This is a genomic window from Rhizobium sp. TRM95796, from assembly GCF_025779995.1.
Classification (GTDB): domain Bacteria; phylum Pseudomonadota; class Alphaproteobacteria; order Rhizobiales; family Rhizobiaceae; genus Rhizobium_E.
Map to the genome: position 1 here is coordinate 44,002 of NZ_JAOXHE010000004.1, position 21,442 is coordinate 65,443.

At 60.9% G+C, this 21,442-nt stretch carries 16 protein-coding genes; 7 read left to right on the forward strand and 9 right to left on the reverse strand.

Going from position 1 to position 21,442, the window contains the following annotated elements:
- Positions 1-305: 305 nt before the first annotated feature.
- On the reverse strand, positions 306-2,630 hold the full coding sequence (locus OCK01_RS09020) for an FkbM family methyltransferase (RefSeq protein WP_263823647.1): 2,325 nt from the start codon (positions 2,628-2,630) through the stop codon (positions 306-308).
- 366 nt (positions 2,631-2,996) lie between these two features.
- Between OCK01_RS09020 and OCK01_RS09025 the strand changes: the two genes are divergently transcribed.
- From OCK01_RS09025 to OCK01_RS09040, 4 genes are all read left to right on the forward strand, one after another.
- Complete coding sequence (locus tag OCK01_RS09025; protein WP_263823648.1) at positions 2,997-3,596, forward strand: DUF922 domain-containing Zn-dependent protease; 600 nt, start codon at positions 2,997-2,999, stop codon at positions 3,594-3,596.
- 117 nt (positions 3,597-3,713) lie between these two features.
- Positions 3,714-3,914 carry a DUF2892 domain-containing protein gene (locus OCK01_RS09030; RefSeq protein WP_263823649.1) on the forward strand — a complete coding sequence of 67 codons (201 nt, stop codon included), beginning with the start codon at positions 3,714-3,716 and terminating at the stop codon, positions 3,912-3,914.
- An 8-nt stretch (positions 3,915-3,922) separates the two neighbouring features.
- Entirely contained in the window at positions 3,923-4,903 is a 981-nt protein-coding gene (locus OCK01_RS09035; protein WP_263823650.1) for an efflux RND transporter periplasmic adaptor subunit, read from the forward strand.
- 17 nt (positions 4,904-4,920) lie between these two features.
- Complete coding sequence (locus OCK01_RS09040; protein ID WP_263823651.1) at positions 4,921-8,145, forward strand: efflux RND transporter permease subunit; 3,225 nt, start codon at positions 4,921-4,923, stop codon at positions 8,143-8,145.
- Between the two features lie 54 nt (positions 8,146-8,199).
- Here OCK01_RS09040 and OCK01_RS09045 read toward each other — a convergent pair whose 3' ends face one another.
- Positions 8,200-8,820, reverse strand: coding sequence for a TetR/AcrR family transcriptional regulator (locus OCK01_RS09045; protein WP_263823652.1), 621 nt, complete (start codon positions 8,818-8,820; stop codon positions 8,200-8,202).
- Positions 8,821-8,957: 137 nt separating this feature from the next.
- On the opposite strand from OCK01_RS09045, the gene OCK01_RS09050 reads away from it, so the two are divergent.
- Entirely contained in the window at positions 8,958-11,426 is a 2,469-nt protein-coding gene (locus OCK01_RS09050) for a beta-glucosidase (protein ID WP_263823653.1), read from the forward strand.
- A 57-nt stretch (positions 11,427-11,483) separates the two neighbouring features.
- On the opposite strand, the gene OCK01_RS09055 is transcribed toward OCK01_RS09050, so the two are convergent.
- The 3 genes from OCK01_RS09055 to OCK01_RS09065 form a co-directional block, all read right to left on the reverse strand.
- On the reverse strand, positions 11,484-12,860 hold the full coding sequence (locus OCK01_RS09055) for a GH1 family beta-glucosidase (protein ID WP_263823654.1): 1,377 nt from the start codon (positions 12,858-12,860) through the stop codon (positions 11,484-11,486).
- Between the two features lie 151 nt (positions 12,861-13,011).
- On the reverse strand, positions 13,012-13,401 hold the full coding sequence (locus OCK01_RS09060; protein WP_263823655.1) for an ester cyclase: 390 nt from the start codon (positions 13,399-13,401) through the stop codon (positions 13,012-13,014).
- 75 nt (positions 13,402-13,476) lie between these two features.
- The gene (locus tag OCK01_RS09065) at positions 13,477-14,646 is read right to left on the reverse strand and encodes a Gfo/Idh/MocA family protein (protein WP_263823656.1); all 1,170 of its coding nucleotides are present in this window, start codon (positions 14,644-14,646) and stop codon (positions 13,477-13,479) included.
- Between the two features lie 148 nt (positions 14,647-14,794).
- Between OCK01_RS09065 and OCK01_RS09070 the strand changes: the two genes are divergently transcribed.
- The gene (locus OCK01_RS09070; RefSeq protein WP_263823657.1) at positions 14,795-15,433 is read left to right on the forward strand and encodes a CatB-related O-acetyltransferase; all 639 of its coding nucleotides are present in this window, start codon (positions 14,795-14,797) and stop codon (positions 15,431-15,433) included.
- Here OCK01_RS09070 and OCK01_RS09075 read toward each other — a convergent pair.
- From OCK01_RS09075 to OCK01_RS09090, 4 genes are all read right to left on the reverse strand, one after another.
- Complete coding sequence (locus OCK01_RS09075; protein ID WP_263823658.1) at positions 15,430-16,482, reverse strand: sugar phosphate isomerase/epimerase family protein; 1,053 nt, start codon at positions 16,480-16,482, stop codon at positions 15,430-15,432. The two genes, OCK01_RS09070 and OCK01_RS09075, sit on opposite strands and share 4 nt — an antisense overlap.
- Positions 16,483-16,648: 166 nt before the next feature.
- A complete protein-coding gene (locus OCK01_RS09080) occupies positions 16,649-17,593 on the reverse strand; it encodes a substrate-binding domain-containing protein (RefSeq protein ID WP_182828235.1) in 945 nt (314 codons plus the stop codon).
- Between the two features lie 65 nt (positions 17,594-17,658).
- The gene (locus OCK01_RS09085; protein WP_263824013.1) at positions 17,659-18,663 is read right to left on the reverse strand and encodes an ABC transporter permease; all 1,005 of its coding nucleotides are present in this window, start codon (positions 18,661-18,663) and stop codon (positions 17,659-17,661) included.
- Positions 18,664-18,715: 52 nt separating this feature from the next.
- Positions 18,716-20,242: a sugar ABC transporter ATP-binding protein gene (locus OCK01_RS09090; protein WP_263823659.1), complete on the reverse strand. Its 1,527-nt coding sequence runs from the start codon at positions 20,240-20,242 to the stop codon at positions 18,716-18,718.
- Between the two features lie 167 nt (positions 20,243-20,409).
- On the opposite strand from OCK01_RS09090, the gene OCK01_RS09095 reads away from it, so the two are divergent.
- Positions 20,410-21,432 (forward strand): LacI family DNA-binding transcriptional regulator, encoded by a 1,023-nt coding sequence (locus OCK01_RS09095; RefSeq protein ID WP_263823660.1) that lies wholly within the window; start codon positions 20,410-20,412, stop codon positions 21,430-21,432.
- Positions 21,433-21,442 lie beyond the last annotated feature (10 nt).

Below are 21,442 nucleotides of genomic sequence, written 5' to 3' on the forward strand. Positions count from 1 at the left end.
ACGACAGTTTTTGCGCATGTGCTTCAAAGAAAACGCAAACGGCAGTCCTAGCAGATAATGAATCTTTGTGTTTGGCGCGACCAACGTATGGGCCGAAACATTTCGCCCACGGCCAAGTAGACACCATCAACACCGTTTTTGCTGCAATCGGCTACAACGTCCGCCGTATTAAGGCGCGCGCGCATCCTATTTCAGTCGGCCGCTCTCTCGGCCGCCCTTGCCCCGTCAAAAAAACAAACTGCCACGGGAATGCATTTGATGCCCGTTCTCCACGGACAACTAATTATGCAATATGGATTTTGGGCCTAATCGCTTACTAGCATAAGATTTGTTAAAGAGCGATACCTCTGATGTTCGTCAACTACACGATAACCAAGCGCGCTGAAAAGCGCGTTGATTTCAGCCAAATTTTTCAAATCTACTTCTATGAAAATCGCGGGCTTGTGTCGTTCCAACGTTTTGCGAAGGCCTTGTATTACATCGATTTCCTTACCTTCAACATCAATTTTAAGAAAGTCAATTTTGTCAACATGAGCGAGAAGATCGTCTCCAGGTACCATTTTTATTGACCCAAAACTTGACGTTTCCACTCTGCCAGAACCAAGATTGTGCATCTGTGGAATTTTCATTGATACAAATCCGTGTTCGCGGCCGACGGCGAACCCTAAACAGCTTTGATCAACGACTTCGTCAATGCCATTCAGCCTAATATTAGACCTCAATAACATTAATGCTTCCGGCGAACATTCGACCAAAACTATTTTGGACGGTTTGAGATTTTTTGCGACATAGACAGCATGATTTCCAACATTAGCGCCGATATCAACATACGCTCCACCAACAGGGAAATGTCTCGAGATAATTTCCAATTCTTCTCGCTCGTAGAACGTTCCTCTGTAATGATGATTTTGTATTACATCTTTCTGATCTTTAATTAAAAAGCGTATTGCCTTGCCGTCATTAAAAAAGAGACGAGAGAGAAGGTCGGGGACAGCGTTTTCGCGTCGAATACATTTGAGCCAGTTATTTAGCCTTCCTATATATGCGCGGCTTGTCTGACGGTGCCATTTCTTTAAAAATACTAAATTCTTACTCACCATGATCTCTAGTCGATCTTTACCAACGGCAACGCCTTGAAGACGGGCTATTTCCGCCGCAATGGCCGTTAAGCGATCGCTAGGATCCTCTATATCGTCATAAGAGTGGTCAATTACGTCATCAACCATATCGACACCAAGACTTCTTAGATACGATACGATTCCGGGCACTCCAACCATCAAAAATGGGACGCCTGCGATAATAGGCTTCAAGGTTTTTTCAGTCAGCCGCATGACGTTTTTGTCCGCGAAATCTGTCTCTGACACAAGATGGTAGTTGCTCCTGGACAGAAAATCTCGCGGCACATCTTCGCACATATAGTGCGTGTTGTTGCCGGTTGATTCAATTCTCACTTCATCCAGGTTTGACAACCACTCAAATTCTTCATCAGAGAAACCTAGTTTTGAAAACACCAATTTTGTAGCTTTTGCGTAATTCGAAAACCCACTCTTGTTTTTTTCGTTTGATGTATTCCACCAAGAATAATCAACATTTGCAATGAGGTCATTCCTCTTTAAAAGCATCATTAAAGCCTGGCGATGAGGCCGGGGCATTCCATTCATAATCGAGAAACTTCTGTTTATGTCGTCTTTTAAATTATCCATTTCCGTCGAACATTTGTGGATGTAATTTGATGAAATTAGTATTGGGTAAATATTATATTCTATAGTTTCAATATTGTGTTCAATGTAGTTTTTATTCAATGAGTCCAAATTTGCAGTTAAAACTGCTATCCTGTGGAATGCATTCGCGCCCAATGCAATGTTGCGAAACGAAATAACTTCTTCTGCTGAGAATTTTGGTGCTTCTTCTGATGAGTCAAACACAAAGTTGATTTGCTCATTTGCTGACAATTTGATTAACCAAAAGGGAATATTCTGGGCAATCTTGTTTTGCTTCAAACTGACGCTCAGATCCCAGGACGAGAACTGAAAATGGGTGTGAATCCCGCTGTCGGAGGTGAGCAATTCTTCTAAATCTGACGGAGACAAAATTCTGAGGAAATTTGGAAATTTTTCCGAAAAGCTAAAAGTACCACTGAGCCGGGCGCTTGATTTCGCAAACCGAGATAATAATTCATCATTTCTATCCATAAAATTAAGCCAAAAATTGGCTTCTGATACTGATTTCTTGATAATATCTCGAAATTCCAGCCACAACGTGGCGGAGCACCTAAAGTCTCTTTGACTGCAGGCCATATCAAATGTGAGAGCGCAGAACCTTTTATCTGTTACATGTCTCGCAAAATGGCTGGAAAATTTCTCTGTTTGACCCATGTGCCAATAGCAGCGGGCTATTTCAAAATTTATCTTATAATCATCAATATTTTTTGAAGCAATATTGAAGTAATGTAGCGCTGTTTCATAGGCTCTAAGTCCCAAGTAACATTGCCCAATATGGTAGTAGTACCAGTATAAATTCTCATTTCTGTGCGTTAGCAATAAAAACAATCTCAAAGCAGATTCGAAATTTCCATTCTTCAGATCTGCTTTCGCTTTTTGCTCGGTCGAATCAATGTCAGTTTGTGGCATATCTACCTCAAAAAATTGCGAATGCAGGTTCTCTGCTCTAACATGGTCACCTGGATTTGTCATCATACATAGATTGAAACAAACGGTTTTGTTGGGAGTGGACGGATGCCGAAGCAGTTTGCTTCATTATGAAGCCGGGTTTCTAGTCCAGTCAGTGATAATTCGGCTTGCGTGATGCGAGAGAGCCCACCGAGGCAACTTCCGACCGGATTCAAAGCGCGCCAATCAACCGCAGCGTAACGCGTTGTGCGAAAAGTCTCGTCAGGATGTAACGGATCGGTGTCCTTTTTTGCATGTTGCTTTTGAGTGTGCATCTTGCTCACACAGAACTCGGTGCGGTAAGAGCTTCGGAGAATTGGAGGCGTCATGAGTCGACGGTTTTTTATCGGCACCGCCTTCGTACTCTTCGCCCTTCTTGCGCCCGCTGCTGCCGTTGCCGATTGGCGGCCGGTCGAACAAATCCGCGCCTACGCCGTCTCCGGCCGCACCGGCCCCGAGCTCTATGCCTCGATCGGGGAAAACGGCCCCAGGCTCGGGGCGGGGCGGGTGATTGCGCATACCGGCTTCAAGCTCACCTGGCGACGGGATTATCGACGGCGCGGCGATGATTGCGTGCTGGCGGCGGCGAAACCCAATCTCGTCATCACCTATACGCTGCCCGAGGCGAAGGGGCCCCTGGCGTCGCCCACGGCCGAGAACTGGGCGCGGTTCCGGGCCGGCGTCGAAGCGCATGAGCGGGTGCATGGCCAGATCATCAAGGAGATGGTCGAGGAGATCCTGGCGGTGTCCGTCGGGTTGGAGGAGAAGAATGATCCCTCCTGCAAGAAGATCCGCGCGACGCTCACCGAGCGGCTGCGGGACATTTCCCAGCGCGAACGGGCCCGGCAGCGCGACTATGATCGCGCCGAATTCAGCGATAACGGCGCCGTCCACCAGCTGATCTTGATGCTGGTCAATGGCGGCTGAGCAAAAGGCGCTATCCTTCGGACAATGATGTTATTTCGCCGGGTCGTCATCCGGGCGTTGACATCTTGTGAGTAGTATCTACATAATAACGTAAATACGAAAACAAAGGAGTTACTCATGTCGATCGATCGCGCCGTTCTGCTCTTCGCAGGCTTCATGGTTCTGGCGTCGCTGGCGCTGACCTATTTCGTGCATCCCGGCTTCGTCTGGCTCTCGGTCTTCGTCGGGGCCAACCTGATGCAATCCGCCGTCACCGGCTTCTGCCCGGCGGCGATGGCGCTGCGCAAGCTGGGCTTGCGCCCCGGCGCCGCATTCTGAGGCGCGCGATGACCGTCCGGTTCGCCACTGTCTGCCTCGCCGCGCTGGTCCTGTCGCTCTCGCCGCTTTCGGCTCTGGCCGGCGACCATGTCGTCAGGGTCGAAACGGTCGTCGAGATGAAGGCCGTCTATGGCCAGGTGCAGGCGCGGAACACCGTATTGGCCCGGGCGCGGCTCGGCGGCGTCTTGTCCTCGCTGGAGGTCACCGAAGGCGACGAGGTCGAGGCCGGCCAGTCGATCGCGCGGATCCGCGACGACAAGATCGATTTTCAGATCGAGGCGGTCGACGCCCAACTGCTTGGCCTCCAGGCGTCGCTCGACAATGCGCGCGCCGAACTCGGCCGCGCCGAGAAACTGATCAAGAGCGGGGCGACGACCGCCCAGCGCGTCGATCAATTGCGCACCCAGGTCGACGTGGCGATCAACCAGATCGGCGCGGCCCAGGCGCAGCGCTCGGTGCTGGTCGAGCAGCAGCGCGAAGGCGTGGTGCTGGCGCCGGCGGGCGGCAAGGTGGTGAGCGTGCCGGCAACCCGAGACGCGGTGGTGATGGCGGGCGAAAGCGTCGCTGCGATCGCCGGCGGCGGCTTCTTCCTGAGGCTGGCCATTCCCGAGCGGCATGCGCAGTTCCTCAAGCAGGGCGCCGATATCCGCATCGAGGCGGGCGGCAAGGCCCTGAGCGGCAAGCTCGCCAAAATCTATCCGGAAATCTCCGGCGGCCGGGTGACGGCCGATGTCGAGGTCGAGGGGCTGGCCACAGATTTCGTCGGCGCCCGCGTGCTGGTGGACCTGCCGGTCGGCGAACGCGAGGCTTTGTTTGCGCCGGCCGAAGCGCTGACGCTCCGCGCCGGCGTCGATTTTGCCGCCGTGCGCGAGGGCGATCAAGTGGTCGAGCGGGCGGTGGTCCGCGGCGCGACCATCACGCGCAACGGCGTCGCCATGACCGAAATCCTGACCGGCCTCGTCGAGGGCGATATCGTGGTGACGCCGTGAGCGCGAACAAGACGAATATGCCCATACCCGGAGACGAAGACGCCGACCGTCCGCAAGGCCGGCTGGGCATCGCCGGCCAGTTGACGGCCGGTTTCATCCGATCGCCGCTGACGCCGCTTTTCCTGATCGCCGCCTTCGCCTTCGGGCTGGTGGCGCTGTTGACGCTGCCGCGCGAGGAAGAGCCGCAGATCTCCGTGCCGATGGTCGACATTATCGTCGACGCGCCGGGGCTGAAGGCCGACGACGCCGAAAAGCTGGTGACCGAGCCGCTGGAGACCATCGTCAAGAGCATCAACGGCGTCGAGCATATCTATGCCCAGTCTATGGACAACCGGGTGATGGTGACGGCGCGGTTTCTGACCGGCACATCCTCCGACACTGCGGTGCTGCGCGTGCATGACAAGGTGCGCGCCAATCTCGACCGCATCCCGGTCGGCATTCCCGAACCCGCCATCATTGGACGCGGCATCGACGACGTGGCGATCGTGACGCTGACGCTGTCGCCTAAACCCGAAGCCGAAGGACGCGTCAGCGCCGCCGATCTCACCCGCATCATCCGGGAGGTCCGGACCGATGTCGCCAAGGTCGAGAATGTCGGCTTGACCTATCTTGTCGGCGAGGTCGACGAGATCATCCGCATTTCGCCGCAGCCGGAGAAGCTCGCGCTCTATGGCGTGACGCTGCAGCAACTGGCCGCCAAGGTGGAGGGCGCCAATCGCGCCGCGCCGGCCGGACAGGTCCGCGACAAGGGTCTTCAGATCGACGTGATGGCGGGTGAAACGCTTTCGACGCCCGCCGAGATCGGCAATCTGCTGATCACCGCCCGCGACGGGCGGCCCGTTTATGTCCGCGATGTCGCGACGGTGGAATTCGCGCCTGAAGATACAGAGGCGCTGGTGTCGACGCTGAACAAGGGCAAGGACGGCGTCGAGCGGCAACCGGCGACGACGCTCGCCGTCGCCAAGCGTCCCGGGGCCAATGCCGTGTTGGTGGCCGAAGCCGTGCTGGCGCGGGTCGAGGCGTTGAAGGGCAGGCTGATCCCGTCCGATATCCGGGTCGAGGTGACGCGCGATTATGGCGAGACGGCCAATGACAAGGCGAACGAGCTGCTCTATCATCTCGGTCTCGCCACTCTGTCGATCATCGCGCTGGTCTGGCTGGCGATCGGGCGGCGCGAGGCCTTCGTGGTGGCGATCGTCATTCCCGTCACCATTCTGCTGACGCTGTTCGCCTCGCGGCTGATGGGCTACACGCTCAACCGCGTGTCGCTGTTCGCGCTGATCTTTTCCATCGGCATTCTGGTCGACGACGCCATCGTGGTGATCGAAAACATCGCGCGCCACTGGGGCATGGGCGACGGCCGCAGCCGGCGGCGAAGCGCCATCGAGGCGGTGGCGGAAGTCGGCAATCCCACCATCGTCGCCACGCTCACCGTGGTGGCGGCGCTTTTGCCGATGCTGTTCGTGTCGGGCATGATGGGCCCCTATATGAGCCCGATCCCCGCCAATGCCTCGGCGGCGATGATTTTTTCTTTCTTCGTGGCGGTGATGGTGACGCCCTGGCTGATGCTGAAGGTGGCGGGAAAGGCGCCGGTCGCCCATGACGATCACGCAGCCGCCGGCGGGCGGCTCGGCGCGGCCTATGCTGCGGTGGCCCGGCCCATTCTGGCGTCAAAGGCGCGGAGCGGGGTCTTTCTGCTTGTCGTCGGCGCCTTGACGCTGGCGTCGCTCAGCCTGTTCTACACCAAACATGTGACAGTCAAGCTGCTGCCGTTCGACAACAAATCGGAGCTTTCGGTGACGCTCGACCTCCCTGAGGGCGCTTCGGTGGAGGCGACGGATCGGGTCGCGCAAGCGGTGGCGCGGATCGCGCTCGCCATGCCGGAGGTCGTCTCCGCCCAGACGCATGCGGGCGCGGCTGCGCCCTTCAACTTCAACGGTCTCGTCCGGCATTCCTATCTGCGCGCCGCGTCCTATCAGGGCGATGTGGCGGTCAATCTCACGCCCAAAGGCGAGCGCGGCCGTAGCAGCCATGAGATTGCGCTCGATCTGCGCAAGCGCATCGCCTCTATCCCGATGCTCGAGGGGACGAGCCTGAAAGTGGTCGAGCCGCCGCCGGGCCCGCCGGTCATGGCGACGCTGCTCGCCGAGATCTATGGTCCCGACACCGAGACGCGGCGCCAGACCGCGGCCAAGGTGGAGGCGGCGTTCCGGTCCGTGCCCTTCATCGTCGATGTCGACAATTCCTATGGTCAGGCGGCGCCGCGCAAGCGGCTGACGGTCTCGACCGACGACGCGGAATTCTACGGCGTTGAAGAAAGCGACGTGTTCGACACGATCTCGATCCTCACCCGGGGCAAGACGATCGGCTATTCGCATCGCGGCGGGGGGCGGCAACCGATCCCGATCCGTCTCGAGCGGGACAAGGCCGATAAGGTTCTCGACGAGCGCTTCCTGGTGACCCCCATGCCGGCCAATGTGCTGCCCGGCGGGCGCGGCGTCGTCGAGCTCGGCGATGTCGTGCAGGTGACCGAAGAAAAGACCTCGCCGATGAATTATCGGCATAACGGGGTCAGCAACGACATGGTCACGGCGGAGCTGGCGGGCGATTTCGAGGCGCCGCTCTACGGCATGCTCGCGGTGCAGGAGGCGATCGACAAGCAGGATTGGACCGGGCTCGAAAAGCCGGTGATTTCTCTGCATGGCCAGCCGAGCGACGAAAGCCGCCCGACGCTGCTGTGGGACGGCGAATGGGAGGTGACCTGGGTGACCTTCCGCGACATGGGCGCCGCCTTCCTGATCGCGCTGCTCGGCATCTATATCCTCGTCGTGGCGCAGTTCGGCTCGTTCAAGCTGCCGCTGGTGATCCTGACGCCGGTGCCGCTGACCTTTATCGGCATTCTCGGTGGGCATTGGCTGTTCGGCGCGCCGTTCTCGGCGACGTCGATGATCGGCTTCATCGCGCTGGCCGGCATCATCGTGCGCAACTCGATCCTTCTGGTGGATTTCATCCGCCACGCCGATCACGAGGGCCGGTCGATAAGCGAGGTGCTGATCGAGGCGGGCGCGATCCGCTTCAAGCCGATCTTGCTGACGGCGCTGGCTGCGATCATCGGCGCGGCGGTGATCCTGACCGACCCGATCTTCCAGGGTCTGGCGATTTCGCTGCTGTTCGGATTGATTTCGTCGACGCTTCTGACTGTGCTGGTGATCCCGGCGATCTACCGCGTGCTGAGAGGCTGACGGAGATGATGTGCGCCTTTGCGGCCCGGAGACCGGCTTCTCCGGGGTGGGCCGTCAGGATTTGACTTCCAGGTCATGGATCAGCCGATCGATATAGCCGTCGAAAATGGCGACGATGTCGGTCTGCCCGGGAGCGCGCAGCCAGAGGACCTGAAGACCGTCCATCATGCCGATGATTTCGGCGGCGATATCTTCGGGGAAAATATCGGCGCGCACCTCGCCGGCCTCGACGCCGCGGCGGATTCCGCCTGCGAGCCGTTCGCGCACCCCGGTCAGGCGTGTCGAAAACCAGCCGACGGCGGGATGGTCCTCGATCAGGCTTTCGGCGTTGAGGATCGAAAAAGCCCGGACGACGCCGGGGATCTCCGTGTTGGCGCGATTGACGCGGCAGAGGCCTTTCAGCGTCTCGCGCCAATTTCCGTCGAGCGAGCCGACCAGCGCCAGCGAATTGATGTCGCGGCGTTCCAGGATAGCGAGAAGAAGATCGACCTTGGTCGGGAAATGGTGCAGCAAGCCCGGCAGAGTGAGATTGACCTCTTCGGCCACCGAGGCGATCGACGCGCTGGAATAGCCGCCGCGCGCGAATATGCGCATGCCGGCGTCCAAAATCTCTTCACGCCTGTGCTCGCCCTTGGGCGACCGCCGCCGCCGCGGCCCGTCCGTGGACTTGGTCATTCCGGCCTTCTCCATGATTGCCCCTCCCCACTTTTTGCCGGTTTGACGCGCTTTCGCAAGCCCTGAGAAGCGCTTGACAGGCTTTCCAAAAAACCTAGTAAATAGTCGGAATAAGCGAGTTGAGGTGGGAGGACGACATGGCGAAGAGCATCGATGTCGAGGCGCTGGTGGACCAGATGACGCTGGAAGAGCAGGTAAGCCTGCTGTCGGGCGCGGATTTCTGGACCACGGTTCCGGTGGCGCGGCTCGGCATTCCCAAGATCAAGGTGTCGGACGGGCCGAACGGCGCGCGCGGGGCGGGCTCTCTGGTGGGCGGCGTTAAGGCGGCCTGCTTCCCGGCAGCGATCTCGCTCGGCGCGACCTGGAACGTCGGGCTCGCCGAACGGATGGGCGCGGCGCTGGCCGGGCAGGCCAAGAGCAAGGGCGCGAGCGTGCTGCTGGCGCCGACCGTCAACATTCATCGCTCGGGCCTGAACGGCCGCAATTTCGAATGCTATTCGGAAGATCCGGCGCTGACCTCGGCTCTGGCCGTGGCCTATATCGACGGCCTGCAGAAAAACGGCGTCGCCGCCACCATCAAGCATTTCGCGGCCAACGAATCCGAGATCGAGCGGCAGACCATGTCGTCCGATGTCGACGAGCGGGCGTTGCGCGAAATCTACCTGCCGCCTTTCGAGGCGGCGGTGAAACAGGCCGGCGTGATGGCGGTGATGTCGTCCTACAACCGGCTCAACGGAACCTTTACGTCCGAGCATGGCTGGCTGCTGACCCAGGTTCTGCGCGAGGAATGGGGCTTCGACGGCATCGTGATGTCGGACTGGTTCGGATCGCATTCGACCGTCGAGACAATCAATGCCGGGCTCGATCTGGAAATGCCGGGGCCGACGCGCGATCGCGGCGACAAGCTGGTTCATGCGGCGCAGGTGGGTGCGGTCAAGCTCGAGACCATCCGGCAATCGGCGCTGCGCATGCTCCGACTGATGGACAAGGTCGGCGCGCTCGATACGGCGCCGGATCTCAGCGAGAGCGAACTCGATCTGCCGCAAGATCGGGCGCTGATCCGCGAGATCGGCGCGGAAGGGGCGGTGCTGCTCAAGAATGACGGCGTGCTGCCGCTCGCCAAGAGTTCCATCGAGCGCATTGCGCTGATCGGCCCCAATGCGGGGGAGGCGCGGGTGATGGGCGGCGGCTCGGCGCAGATCAATGCGTTGCACAAGGTCAGCCCGGCAGACGGCATTCGCGCGGCGCTCGCCAACGCCAATTCGATCGAAGCGGAAAAGGGCGCCGACAACAACCGGCTGGTGCGCCTGTTCGAGCAGGAGGTGGCGGTCGACTATTTCCAGGGCGCGGATTGCGCGGGCGCGGTCGTTGCGCATGAGTTGGGCGGCAAAAGCGAATTTTTCTGGTTCGAACTGCCGTCCGATCAGCTGGATCCGCGTGATTTTTCGGCGCGCATGACGCTCAGCTTCACCGCTCAGGAGGATGGCGAGCATTTGTTCGGCATGACCAATGCCGGTCTCGCCAGGCTCTATGTCGACGATGCGCTGGTGGTGGACGGCTGGAGCGACTGGCGGCGCGGGGAGAACTATTTCGGCACGGCCAATGACGAGGTCCGCCGGCCTCTGACGCTTGAGGCGGGCAGGACCTATTGCATCCGGGTCGACTATTCATCGCGTCAGCCGGATGTGGAGGGCATCACCATCCAGGCGTTGCGCTTTGGGGTGCAGAAGCCGCTGGGCGCCGAGGCGATCGAGCGGGCAGTGGCCAAAGCGAAGGATGTGGATGTCGCCGTCCTCTTCGTCGGCCGCGAGGCGCAATGGGATACGGAAGGGCAGGATCTGCCCGACATGCGGCTGCCGGGCCGGCAGGATGAATTGATCGCGGCGGTGGCGGCCGCCAATCCCAACACGGTGGTGGTGCTGCAGACCGGCGGGCCAGTGGAAATGCCCTGGCTGAATGACGTCCGCGCCGTGCTGCAAATGTGGTATCCGGGCCAGGAACTCGGCCATGCCATCGCCGATGTGCTGTTCGGCGACCAGGAGCCCTCGGGCAGGCTGCCGCAGACCTTCCCGAAGGCGCTCAAGGACATGCCCGTCTTTACCGGCGATCCCACGACCTATCCCGGGGTAGCCGGGCATGTGCGCTATGACGAAGGGATCTTCGTCGGCTACCGGCATTTTGATACGCGCGGCGTCGAGCCGCTGTTCCCGTTCGGCTTCGGGCTTGGTTACACGACATTCGCCTGGACGGACGCCAAGGTCTCCTCGGATGTGATTGGCGCGGAGGGTGTGGATGTGACGGTGCGGGTGGAAAACACCGGCGCGCGTCAGGGCTCGGAGGTGGTGCAGCTCTATGTGCGGCCGCGCGCGGCGAAGGTGGAGCGGCCGGACAAGGAGCTCCGGGCCTTCGCCAAGGTCAAACTCGCAGCGGGCGAAAGCGCTGAGGTGACGCTAACCATCTGGCTCCGCGACCTCGCTTACTGGGATGTCGAGGCCAAGGCGTTCCGGGCGGATGCGGGCGACTATGAGCTGTTGGTTGCGACGCATGCGCGGGACGAGCGGTTTGCGCTGGTGGTGACGCTTGGGGAGGATTGGGTGGAGGGGTAACCCGACTCTGGTTCATCAAAATGCCTTCCGGCAGCGCCGGAAGGCGAAGATCTTTGTTTAGCTCGCCGGCGCGTGATTGCCCTTCGGGAACTCCTGCGCCAGTTCGCTATACCATTTCCCGGACTTCTTAACGGTGCGGACCTGGGTCTCGTAGTCGACATGCACGAGGCCGAAGCGCATCGTATAGCCTTCCGCCCATTCGAAATTGTCCATCAGCGACCAGGCGAAATAGCCGCGGAAGGGATAGCCTTCCTTGATCAGGTCGGCGGTAACCGAGAGGTGGTCGGCGTAATAATCGAGGCGCGGCTGATCATCGACTTCGCCGTCGGCGCCGACGCCCATGTTGTAGCAGGCGCCGTTTTCGGTGATGTAGCATTCGGGCAGGTCATAGCTGGCGTAGAGATCGCGGACGATGTGGCTGAGGCCGGAGCTGTCGATCTCCCAGCCGATATCGGTCTTTTCCGGATGCACCGGCGGGGCCTGGATATGGGCGGGGTAGGGGGCGTCCGGATTGGGGTCGGCGGCCACGCGCATGGGCGTGTAATAGTTCAGGCCCCACCAGTCGATTTTTTGCGATATCGTCTTCATGTCGCCGTCTTCGATCTTCGGCATCAGGGGCTCGCAGGCTTCCATCAGGCTGTCGGGATAGGCGCCCTTGAAGACAGGGCCGAAAAACATGCCATTGTGGAAATCATTGGCTCTGATGGAGGCGGCCTGGTCGGCCTCGCTATCGGATGCAGCAATGACCGACATCGCGTTGTAGACGATCCCAACCGGCAGCTTCGGCGCTTCCGCGCGGATGGCTTCCACCGCCAGGCCATGGGCGAGATTTGTGTAATGGGCGGCGTAGAGCGTCGCCTGCATGTTGCGCTCGCCCGGCGCGTGAATGCCGAGGAGATGCGACAGGATCACCGAGCACCAGGGTTCGTTGAAGGTCGCCACCGCATCCAGCCGGTCGCCGAGGCGGCTGATCACCGTATGCGCATAGCGCTGGAAGGCATGCGCGGTCGAGCGCGCGGTCCAGCCGCCATCGCCCATCAGCGCCAGCGGCAGGTCCCAGTGATAGAGCGTCGCGAAGGTCTTGATGCCGCGCGCCTTGCAGCCGTCGATGAGGCGGTCGTAGAAATCGAGGCCCTTTTCGTTCAGCGGGCCGGTTCCATCCGGATAGACGCGCGGCCAGGCGATGGAGAAGCGATAGGCTTCCACGCCCAACTCCTTGATGAGATCGAGATCCTGCTCCCAGCGATGATAATGATCGCAGGCGACATCGCCATTGTCGCGATTGTGGACCCTGCCCGGCATGTTGGAGAAAGCGTCCCAGATGGAGGGCTTGCGGCCGTCCTCCTTGGTCGCGCCTTCGATCTGGAAAGAGGCGGTGGCGACGCCGAAGACGAAGTCTCCGGGAAAGCGGGCGGCGAGAAGCTTCGGATCCATGCGGCAAATCCCAGTGTGGTTGCGGCTGGGCCTCACGGCCCGCCTTCGTTGCGGTTTAACCAAGCGGAAAAGGCTTGTACAGGCTGAAATGTTTAAATCTGCAACGTTGCAGGCGCGTCATGTGGATACATGCCACAATGTCTGCTGGTGATCAGAGCTGCGCTTCGATCGCCATTTTGTCGATCACCGACCAGACGCTGCGGATCTTGCCGGCGTGAAATTCGTAGAAGACGTTTTCGGAAAACGTGATCCTGCAGCCGTTGACCGGGAGACCAAGAAACACGCCTGCCGGCGTGCAGTCGAAGTCGAGACGGGCCGCGACATGGGTGGGATTGCACACCATGAGGCCGATCGAGAAGTGGAGGTCGGGGATAGCTTGAAAATCCTGCTCCAGCATGGCGCGATAGCCGGCGAGGCCGAAGGGTCTGCCATTGTGTTCCGCGTCACCATCGACATAGAGGCCGAGTGAGTCCCAGTCCTGCCGGTTGAGGCAATCGATATAGGCGCGGTAGCGATCGGCGAGATCGGCATTGTCCTGCATATCGGCTCCGGAACTCAATCTCGATGGGGCCGCCGGCCAACCGGTAGGGGCTGGCCGGCGGGTCGATTCAGGATCTTACGCCTTGACCCAGGCGCCGTTGCGCTTGGAGGAGGCGATGCAGGCTTCGACGAAGGCCACACCCTTCACGCCGTCTTCCGCGGTCGGATAGATCACGTCGGCATCGACCTTCTCGCCCTTGCGCTTGGCGATGATGGCGCGGGCGGCTTCGGTGTAGATGGTGGCGAAACCTTCGAGATAGCCCTCCGGGTGGCCGCCCGGAATGCGGCTGACGCGGCCGGCTGCGGCGTTGGCGCCGGCTCCGTTGCGGGTGATAAGCTGCTTGGGCTTGCCGAGTTCCGTGACCCAGAGATAGTTGGGATCCTGCTGCGACCATTCGATGCCGGCCTTGGTTCCGTAGACGCGGACCTTCAGCGCGTTTTCATTGCCGGTCGCCACCTGGCTGCACCAGAGCAGGCCCTTGGCGCCGCCCTTGAAGCGCAACATCACATGGGCGTTGTCGTCGAGCGCGCGGCCCGGCACGAAAGTGTGGACATCGGCGGCGAGTTCCTCGAGTTCGAGGCCGGAGACGAAGCAGCCGAGATTATAGGCGTGCGTGCCGATATCGCCGGTCGAGCCGCCCGCGCCGGACTGTTTGGGATCGGTGCGCCAGGCGGCCTGCTTCTGGCCGGTCTGTTCGATCGGCTCGGCCAGCCAGTCCTGCGGATATTCCATCTGCACCAGCCTGATGTCACCCAGCTCGCCCGACTTCACCATCTCCCGCGCATGGCGGATCATGGGATAGCCGGTGTAATTATGGGTGAGGATGAACAGCGCATCCGATTCCTGGGCGACCTTGAGCAGCTTCTTGGCGTCGGCGAGGTTGGAGGTGAGCGGCTTGTCGCAGATCACATGGATGCCGCGGCGCAGGAATTCCTTGGCGGCCGGGTAGTGCATGTGGTTGGGCGTGACGATCGACACGGCCTCGATGCCGTTCTTGATCTTGGCTTCGCGGATCGCCATCGAGCGGAAGTCGTCATAGATCCGGTCCGAGGCGAGGCCGAGTTCGGCGCCCGACTGACGGGACTTTTCCGGGGTCGAGGACAGAGCGCCCGCCACCAGTTCGTAGTGGTCGTCGATACGGGCGGCAATGCGATGCACCGCGCCGATAAAGGCGCCCGAGCCGCCGCCGACCATGCCGAGGCGAATGCGGGCTTCGCGCTTTTCCGTGCTTCCTTCGATAGCCATGAATATTCCTCCCTGAGGCTCAGTTGTGATTAGGGTGTCCATCGCGCGGCTTGCGCTGCCGGCAGGGCATGGTTTAGAGCCGAGACTATGGGCCTCGGCCCGTTTAGCCGGGTTTCGGCGCCCCAGACAAACAGTCAAGGCCTTTGCGATGGCGTTTCCAGATCCAGATCTCATTTATCCCATCACGCTTGCGGATGGGACGGTTTATCGCGAAACGATGTTTCTCAAGAATGCGGTCAATCATCCCCGCATCGAGGCCGGCGACTATAGTTATTTCAGCCATTCCCGCCCCATCGAGGAGACGGCGAGCCTGCTTGCGCCGTATCTTTATCCGGTCAGCCGGGAGAAGCTGGTGATCGGCAAATTCACGCAGATCGCGCGCGGCGCCTATTTCATCACCAGTTCCGCCAATCATCCGATGAACGGGGTCACCACTTATCCCTTTCGCATCTTCAGCCAGAAGACGATCGACGGTTACTCGGACCTTCCGACGCGCGACACGATCGTTGGTCATGACGTATGGATCGGCCACAATGCGACGATCATGCCGGGCGTGACGATCGGTCATGGCGCGATCATCGCCGCCGAATCCGTCGTGTCCCGCGACGCGCCGCCTTATGCGGTGGTCGGCGGAAATCCCGCGCGGATCATCCGGATGCGTTTCGAACCCCATATCGTCGACACACTCCTCGACATCGCCTGGTGGGATTGGGAAATCGGAAAGATCGAGCGCCATCTGACGGCGCTCGAAGCTGGCGATATCGCGGCGCTATCGGCTGCGGATTAAAGGCCGAGCATGCGGCGGTTGGCGGCGTCATCCGTGCCGGCGTCGGCGAAATCGTCGAACGCCTTTTCGGTGACGCGGATGATGTGGGCCTTGACGAATTCCGCGCCTTCGCGGGCGCCGTCTTCGGGGTGCTTCAGCGCGCATTCCCATTCGACCACGGCCCAGCCGGCGAAATCATTGGCGGCCATCTTGGAGAAGATCGCGCCGAAATCGACCTGGCCGTCGCCCAGCGAACGGAAGCGGCCGGCCCTGTTCACCCAACCCTGATAACCGCCATAGACGCCCTGGCGACCGGTCGGATTGAACTCCGCGTCCTTGACGTGGAACATCTTGATCCGGTCTTTGTAGATGTCGATATTGTCGAGATAATCCAGGCATTGCAGGACGTAATGCGAGGGATCGTAGAGCATGTTGGCGCGCGGATGGTTCTTCACCCGCTCCAGGAACATCTCGAAGGTGATTCCGTCATGCAGGTCTTCGCCGGGATGGATCTCGTAGCAGACATCGACGCCCTGCTCGTCGGCGTAATCGAGGATCGGCGTCCAGCGGCGGGCGAGTTCGTCGAAGGCGGTCTCGACGAGACCCGCCGGGCGCTGCGGCCAAGGATAGATGAAGGGCCAGGCGAGCGCACCGGAAAAGGTGGCGTGGGCGTCGAGCCCGAGATTGCGCGAGGCTTTGAGCGCCAGCTTGACCTGCTCGACCGCCCATTCCTGCCGCGCCTTGGGATTGCCGCGCACTTCCGGCGCCGCAAAGCCGTCGAAGGCTTCGTCATAGGCCGGATGGACGGCGACGAGCTGGCCCTGCAGATGGGTGGAGAGCTCTGTGACTTCGACGCCGTTCTCACGCGCGACGCCGGCGAATTCGTCGCAATAATCCTTGGATTCGGCGGCCTTCTTGAGGTCGATCAGACGGCCGTCCCAGGACGGGACCTGCACGCCCTTGTAACCGATGTCGGCGGCCCATTTGGTGATGGTCTTCCACGAATTGAACGGGGCGGCGTCGCCCGCGAATTGCGCCAGGAACAGCGCGGGACCCTTGATCGTCTTCATGATTCCTCCCTGGAACGTTCTCCTGCAACGTTTCCGTTAACGTTTATAGGGTTTGATTTGCCGACACAACCGGGCAAACGGGTTTAAACGGACTGAAAATTCAAAGCGCTTGCGACACAGAAAAACGCCCCGCCCAAAGGCGAGGCGCAATGCGCTTCCGTTCCGATCAGAACGGCGAGTCGGGGAAGTAGTAGTTCTTGGCGTTGTCCTTGGTGATCAAGGTCGCGTCCAGCGTATAGGTGCCATGCACCGGGACCTGGTCGTAGATGGCGGCGGCGGTCAGTTCCATCGCCGTGCCGACCATCGCCGGCGGATACAGCACGTCGACCGGGATCATCTTGTCGCCGTCCATGACCTTCTTGATCATGTCCTTGGAGCCGGCGCCGGCCACGACATACTGGATGTCGGTGCGCTTGGCCTGTTCGATGGCCTGGAGCACGCCGACGGCCATGTCGTCGTCCTGGCACCAGACCACGTCGATCTTCGGATACTTGGTCAGGTAGTCCTGCATGACCTTGAAGGCGTCGTCGCGGTTCCAGTTGCCGAACTGGCGGTCGAGAATCTTGACGTTGGAGCCTTCGATACCCTTGTCGAAGCCGTCCTGGCGCTGCTGGTCGATCGGGATCGGCAGGCCGCGGATGACCACCACCTGGGCGTCGGGCGTGTTGTCCTTGATATACTTGCCGGCGACTTCGCCGAGCGCCGGGTTGTTGCCGGCGACATAGAGGTCGCGGACGGTGTTGTCGTTGACCGAGGGCGCGCGGTCGACGATCGACACGAAGGTGCCCTTGCCCTTGATTTCCTTGATGGCGTTGACGAGCGGATCGGGATCGGTCGGCAGGATGACCAGCGCGTCGATGCCCTGGGTTTCCAGGTCCTGCAGCGCATTGGCCTGGCTGGCCGGATCCGGCGAGGTCTTAACGATGACGTTGAGGCCCGGATGCTCCTTCATCAGGAGATCGGCGACGCGCTGGGCGTGGTAGACGACGCCGGCCGTCCAGCCGTGGTCGGCGGCGGGAATCGACACGCCGATGGTCTTGGTTTCCTGGGCGTGGGCGACGCCGAAGACGGTGGACATGGCCAGCGCCAGTCCGAACAGTTTCATACGCATGTTTCTCTCTCCCTAGAGGTTTTGCGGGGTCGGTCCTCCAACCGGGCGACCCCCGACCCGGCGTGTCAGCCCTTGCGCGCCAGCGAACGCTGGACGAGCATGGCGATGATGATGATCGCGCCCTGGATGGCCCCGATCAGATATTCGCTGATGAAGTTGGACAGCAGCATGATGTTGCCGACCAGCTCCAGAATGAAGGCGCCGCAGATGGTGCCCCAGACGCGGCCGGCGCCGCCCTTGAGGGCCGTGCCGCCGACCACGACGGCGGTGATGGCCTGCAGTTCCCAGAGAATGCCCGTGGTGGCCGAGGTCGAGCCGAGGCGCGGGACATAGAGCAGCACGGCGATGGCGACGCAGAGGCCCTGGATGACGAAGGCGATGGTGCGGACGCGATCCACCGCGACGCCGGAATAGCGGGCGACATCGCGGCTCGAGCCGACCGCCACGACATGGCGGCCATAGCGGGTGCGGTAGAGAATGAAGGCGGCGATGGCGGTGACCACGAGAATGATCAGGATCGGCACGGGCAGGCCGAGCACCGAGCCGAAATAGACGGGACGATAGAGCTCCTGCTGTTCCGGCGAGCGCAGCGTGATCGCCCCGCCCTGCGACAGCCAGGTGGTGAGACCGCGGAAGATGCCCATGGTGCCCAAGGTGGCGATGAAGGGTTCGATCTTGCCGACGGTGGTGATCAACCCGTTCAACAGGCCGCAGGCGGCGCCGATGACGACGGTCAGCGCGGCGGCGGCGGCCAGCATCAAGGCCGGATCGGCGATGACGCCGGAGTTCATGAACAGGATCATCAGGCTGGCGACGAAGGCCACCATGGAGCCGACCGAGAGATCGAGATCGCCCGAGGAGATGACGAAGGTCGCGCCCACCGCGATGATGGCGATGAAGGCCGAGCGGGTGGCGACATTGGCGAGGTTGTTGATGCCGATGAAATTGGGATTGACCAGCGCCCCGACGATCAGGAGCAGCGCCAACGCCGCAAAGGGCGCGACGGCCCGCATGTCGATATCGCGCCAGCTCCGCGTCTTCCGCGTCGTCTCACCGCCATTGATGCTCATGTCCACGTCTCTCTCTCCCCGTTCGGATCTTGTCGTCCGAGCCCCACGCTCGTCAGCTGGCCAGCTTTTCTTTCAGCCCCGCCGCATAGCGCATGATTTCCTGTTCGCTGATTTCCTCGCCCTCGAGCATGCCGACGATGCGGCCCTCGCGCATGACGGCGACGCGGGTGCAGAGGCCGATCACTTCCGGCATCTCGGAGGAGACGACGATGATCGACTTGCCCTCGCGGGCGAGCGCGGCGATGAAATGATAGATCTGCTGCTTGGTGCCGACATCGATGCCGCGCGTCGGCTCGTCGATGATGACGATCTCGGGCTCGGTCTCCATGACCTTCGCCAGAAGCAGCTTCTGCTGGTTTCCGCCCGACATGCGGCCGGCCACGACATTGCCGTCGCGCACGCGGATATCGAAGCGGCGACGGGCCCGCTCCATGGCGGTCGTCTCGCTCTTGGGATCGAGATAGACCGTCTTCAAATGGCGGTCGAGATTCTGCAGCGTCAGATTGACCGTCATGCCTTCGCCGAGCAGCAGGCCCTTGCCCTTGCGATCCTTGGTCATATAGGCGAGGCCATGCGCATTTGCGGCGCGGATATCGCCCGAGGGCATGGCCTGGCCGCGAATTTCGACATCGCCCGACAGACGCGGGCGCAGGCCCGCCACGGCTTCCATCATCTCGCTGCGGCCCGAGCCGATCAGGCCGGAAAAGCCGAGGATTTCGCCCTTGCGCAGCTCAAAGCTCGCGCCGCGGACATAGCCCGTCGTCAAATTCCGCACAGACAGTACGATCTCCTCATCGACGTCGGGCTCGCGCTTGGCGGGATAGAGGCTCGACAATTCGCGGCCGACCATCAATTGCGCGATCGCCTCGCCGTCCATCATCGAGGTCGGAGCCGTCTTGATCCACTGGCCGTCGCGCAGCACGGTGACGCGGTCGGTCAGCTCCATGACTTCATTGAGCTTGTGGGAGACGAAGACGAAGCTGGTGCCCTTGTCGCGCAGCTTGCGCACCTGATCGAACAGGATCAGCGTTTCCTCGCGCGAGAGAACGGCGGTCGGCTCGTCCATGAACACGACGCGGGCGTCGCGGCTGATCGCCTTGGCGATCTCGACCATCTGCTTGTCGGCGACCGCCAACGAACTGATCAGCGCGTTTTCATCGATATGCGAGCCGAGTTGGTCGAGCACGCGGCGGGTCTCGCGGCGCATGAATGCGCGGTCGAGCACGCCGAAACGGGTGACTTCGCGGCCGAGATACAGGCTTTCGGTGACGGTGAGATGGTCGGCGAGATTGAATTCCTGGTGGATGATGACGATGCCCAGCGCCTCGGCCGCGCCATTGGGCGGCAATCTCACCGGCTTGCCGTCGAGGAGGATTTCGCCGGAGGTCGGCTGCTCGAAACCCGAGAGGATCTTCACCAGCGTGGATTTGCCGGCGCCGTTTTCGCCCATCAGCGCATGTATCTCGCCTTTGGCCAGGTCGAAATCGACGCTGAACAGCACCTGTACGCCATTGAAAGATTTGCTGATCCGGCGCGCAGCCAGAACAGGCTGTCGCTCACTCGCCTCAGGGGCCGTCATGGTCTTCCTCCCTCACGGTCTTCCCACCGTGTTGGCCATTGTGTAAACCTTTACAGGAGTGATGTAAAGGTTTACATTCACGTCGTTCGAATTTTCAGCGGCGGATCGTTTGACCTTGCCGAGAGTCTGTGTAGTTTGCAGCCGTAACGGCGGAACCGAGGACGCGCGTGTCGAAATCCACCCCCGCAACAATTGAAGATGTCGCCCGTCTCGCGGAGGTTTCCATCGCGACGGTTTCGCGCGCCATTCATACGCCGGAAAAGGTGGCGAAGGAAACCCGCCTCAAGGTGACGCAGGCGATCGCCATCACCGGCTACACCACCAACGCCATGGCCCGCAGCCTCAGGCTCGGCCGCTCCAACATGATTTTGGTCGTGGCGCCCGATATCGGCGACCCTAATTTTTCCAATATTCTGGTGGGACTGGAAAACGAGGCGCGCTCGCATGGCTACGGCGTGCTGATCGGCCATACGCAGAACGATCCGCAGCGCGGGCTGGAATATCTGAAGTTTCTCAATTCCAACCAGGCGGCCGGGATGATCCTGTTCACCGGCATCCTGCCCTTCGGCCACCAGACCATGACCGCGCGGCTGCCGCCCAGCGTCGGCGTCTTCGAGCCGGTCTATAATGGCGGCATTCCCTATGTCGGCGTCGACGACGCCGCCGGCGCCCGCAAGGCGATCGACCTGTTGATCGCCGAAGGCCATCGCCGCATCGCCTTCATCGGCGAATCCCGCACAAGGCTCGCGCATGCCCGCCGCAAGGCCGGCTATGAAGACGGCCTCAGCGCCGCACGGCTTGAGCTCGATCCGCGGCTGGTGATGCCCGGCGACGGCACGATCGAAAGCGGCCGCCTTGCCGTCGAGCAGCTGTTCATGCGCGACACGCTGCCCTCGGCCTTCATGTGCGTCAACGACCAGACGGCGATCGGGGTGATGCTGGCGCTGACCGCGCGCGGCTATTCCATCCCCGGCGACTTCTCCGTCACCGGCTTCGACGACGTGCCGCAGGCGAGCTTCATGAACCCGACGCTCACCACGATCCGCCAGCCGCGCACCGCGATCGGCAAACAGGCGATGGCGCTGCTCTTCAAGCTGCTGCAGGACGAAAAGCCCGAGGAAACCGAGATTCTGATCGCGCCGGATCTGGTGGTGCGGAATTCGGTGGGGGCGCCGAAGGGGAAGAGGTAGGGGCCTTGGA

What these genes read in the sequence shown, in the direction of transcription:
- OCK01_RS09020 (WP_263823647.1), bottom strand. Translation starts at nt 2,630, where the DNA reads ATGCCACAAACTGACATTGATTCGACCGAGCAAAAAGCGAAAGCAGAT.
- OCK01_RS09025 (WP_263823648.1), top strand. Translation starts at nt 2,997, where the DNA reads ATGAGTCGACGGTTTTTTATCGGCACCGCCTTCGTACTCTTCGCCCTT.
- OCK01_RS09030 (WP_263823649.1), top strand. Translation starts at nt 3,714, where the DNA reads ATGTCGATCGATCGCGCCGTTCTGCTCTTCGCAGGCTTCATGGTTCTG.
- OCK01_RS09035 (WP_263823650.1), top strand. Translation starts at nt 3,923, where the DNA reads ATGACCGTCCGGTTCGCCACTGTCTGCCTCGCCGCGCTGGTCCTGTCG.
- OCK01_RS09040 (WP_263823651.1), top strand. Translation starts at nt 4,921, where the DNA reads ATGCCCATACCCGGAGACGAAGACGCCGACCGTCCGCAAGGCCGGCTG.
- OCK01_RS09045 (WP_263823652.1), bottom strand. Translation starts at nt 8,820, where the DNA reads ATGACCAAGTCCACGGACGGGCCGCGGCGGCGGCGGTCGCCCAAGGGC.
- OCK01_RS09050 (WP_263823653.1), top strand. Translation starts at nt 8,958, where the DNA reads ATGGCGAAGAGCATCGATGTCGAGGCGCTGGTGGACCAGATGACGCTG.
- OCK01_RS09055 (WP_263823654.1), bottom strand. Translation starts at nt 12,860, where the DNA reads ATGGATCCGAAGCTTCTCGCCGCCCGCTTTCCCGGAGACTTCGTCTTC.
- OCK01_RS09060 (WP_263823655.1), bottom strand. Translation starts at nt 13,401, where the DNA reads ATGCAGGACAATGCCGATCTCGCCGATCGCTACCGCGCCTATATCGAT.
- OCK01_RS09065 (WP_263823656.1), bottom strand. Translation starts at nt 14,646, where the DNA reads ATGGCTATCGAAGGAAGCACGGAAAAGCGCGAAGCCCGCATTCGCCTC.
- OCK01_RS09070 (WP_263823657.1), top strand. Translation starts at nt 14,795, where the DNA reads ATGGCGTTTCCAGATCCAGATCTCATTTATCCCATCACGCTTGCGGAT.
- OCK01_RS09075 (WP_263823658.1), bottom strand. Translation starts at nt 16,482, where the DNA reads ATGAAGACGATCAAGGGTCCCGCGCTGTTCCTGGCGCAATTCGCGGGC.
- OCK01_RS09080 (WP_182828235.1), bottom strand. Translation starts at nt 17,593, where the DNA reads ATGCGTATGAAACTGTTCGGACTGGCGCTGGCCATGTCCACCGTCTTC.
- OCK01_RS09085 (WP_263824013.1), bottom strand. Translation starts at nt 18,663, where the DNA reads ATGAGCATCAATGGCGGTGAGACGACGCGGAAGACGCGGAGCTGGCGC.
- OCK01_RS09090 (WP_263823659.1), bottom strand. Translation starts at nt 20,242, where the DNA reads ATGACGGCCCCTGAGGCGAGTGAGCGACAGCCTGTTCTGGCTGCGCGC.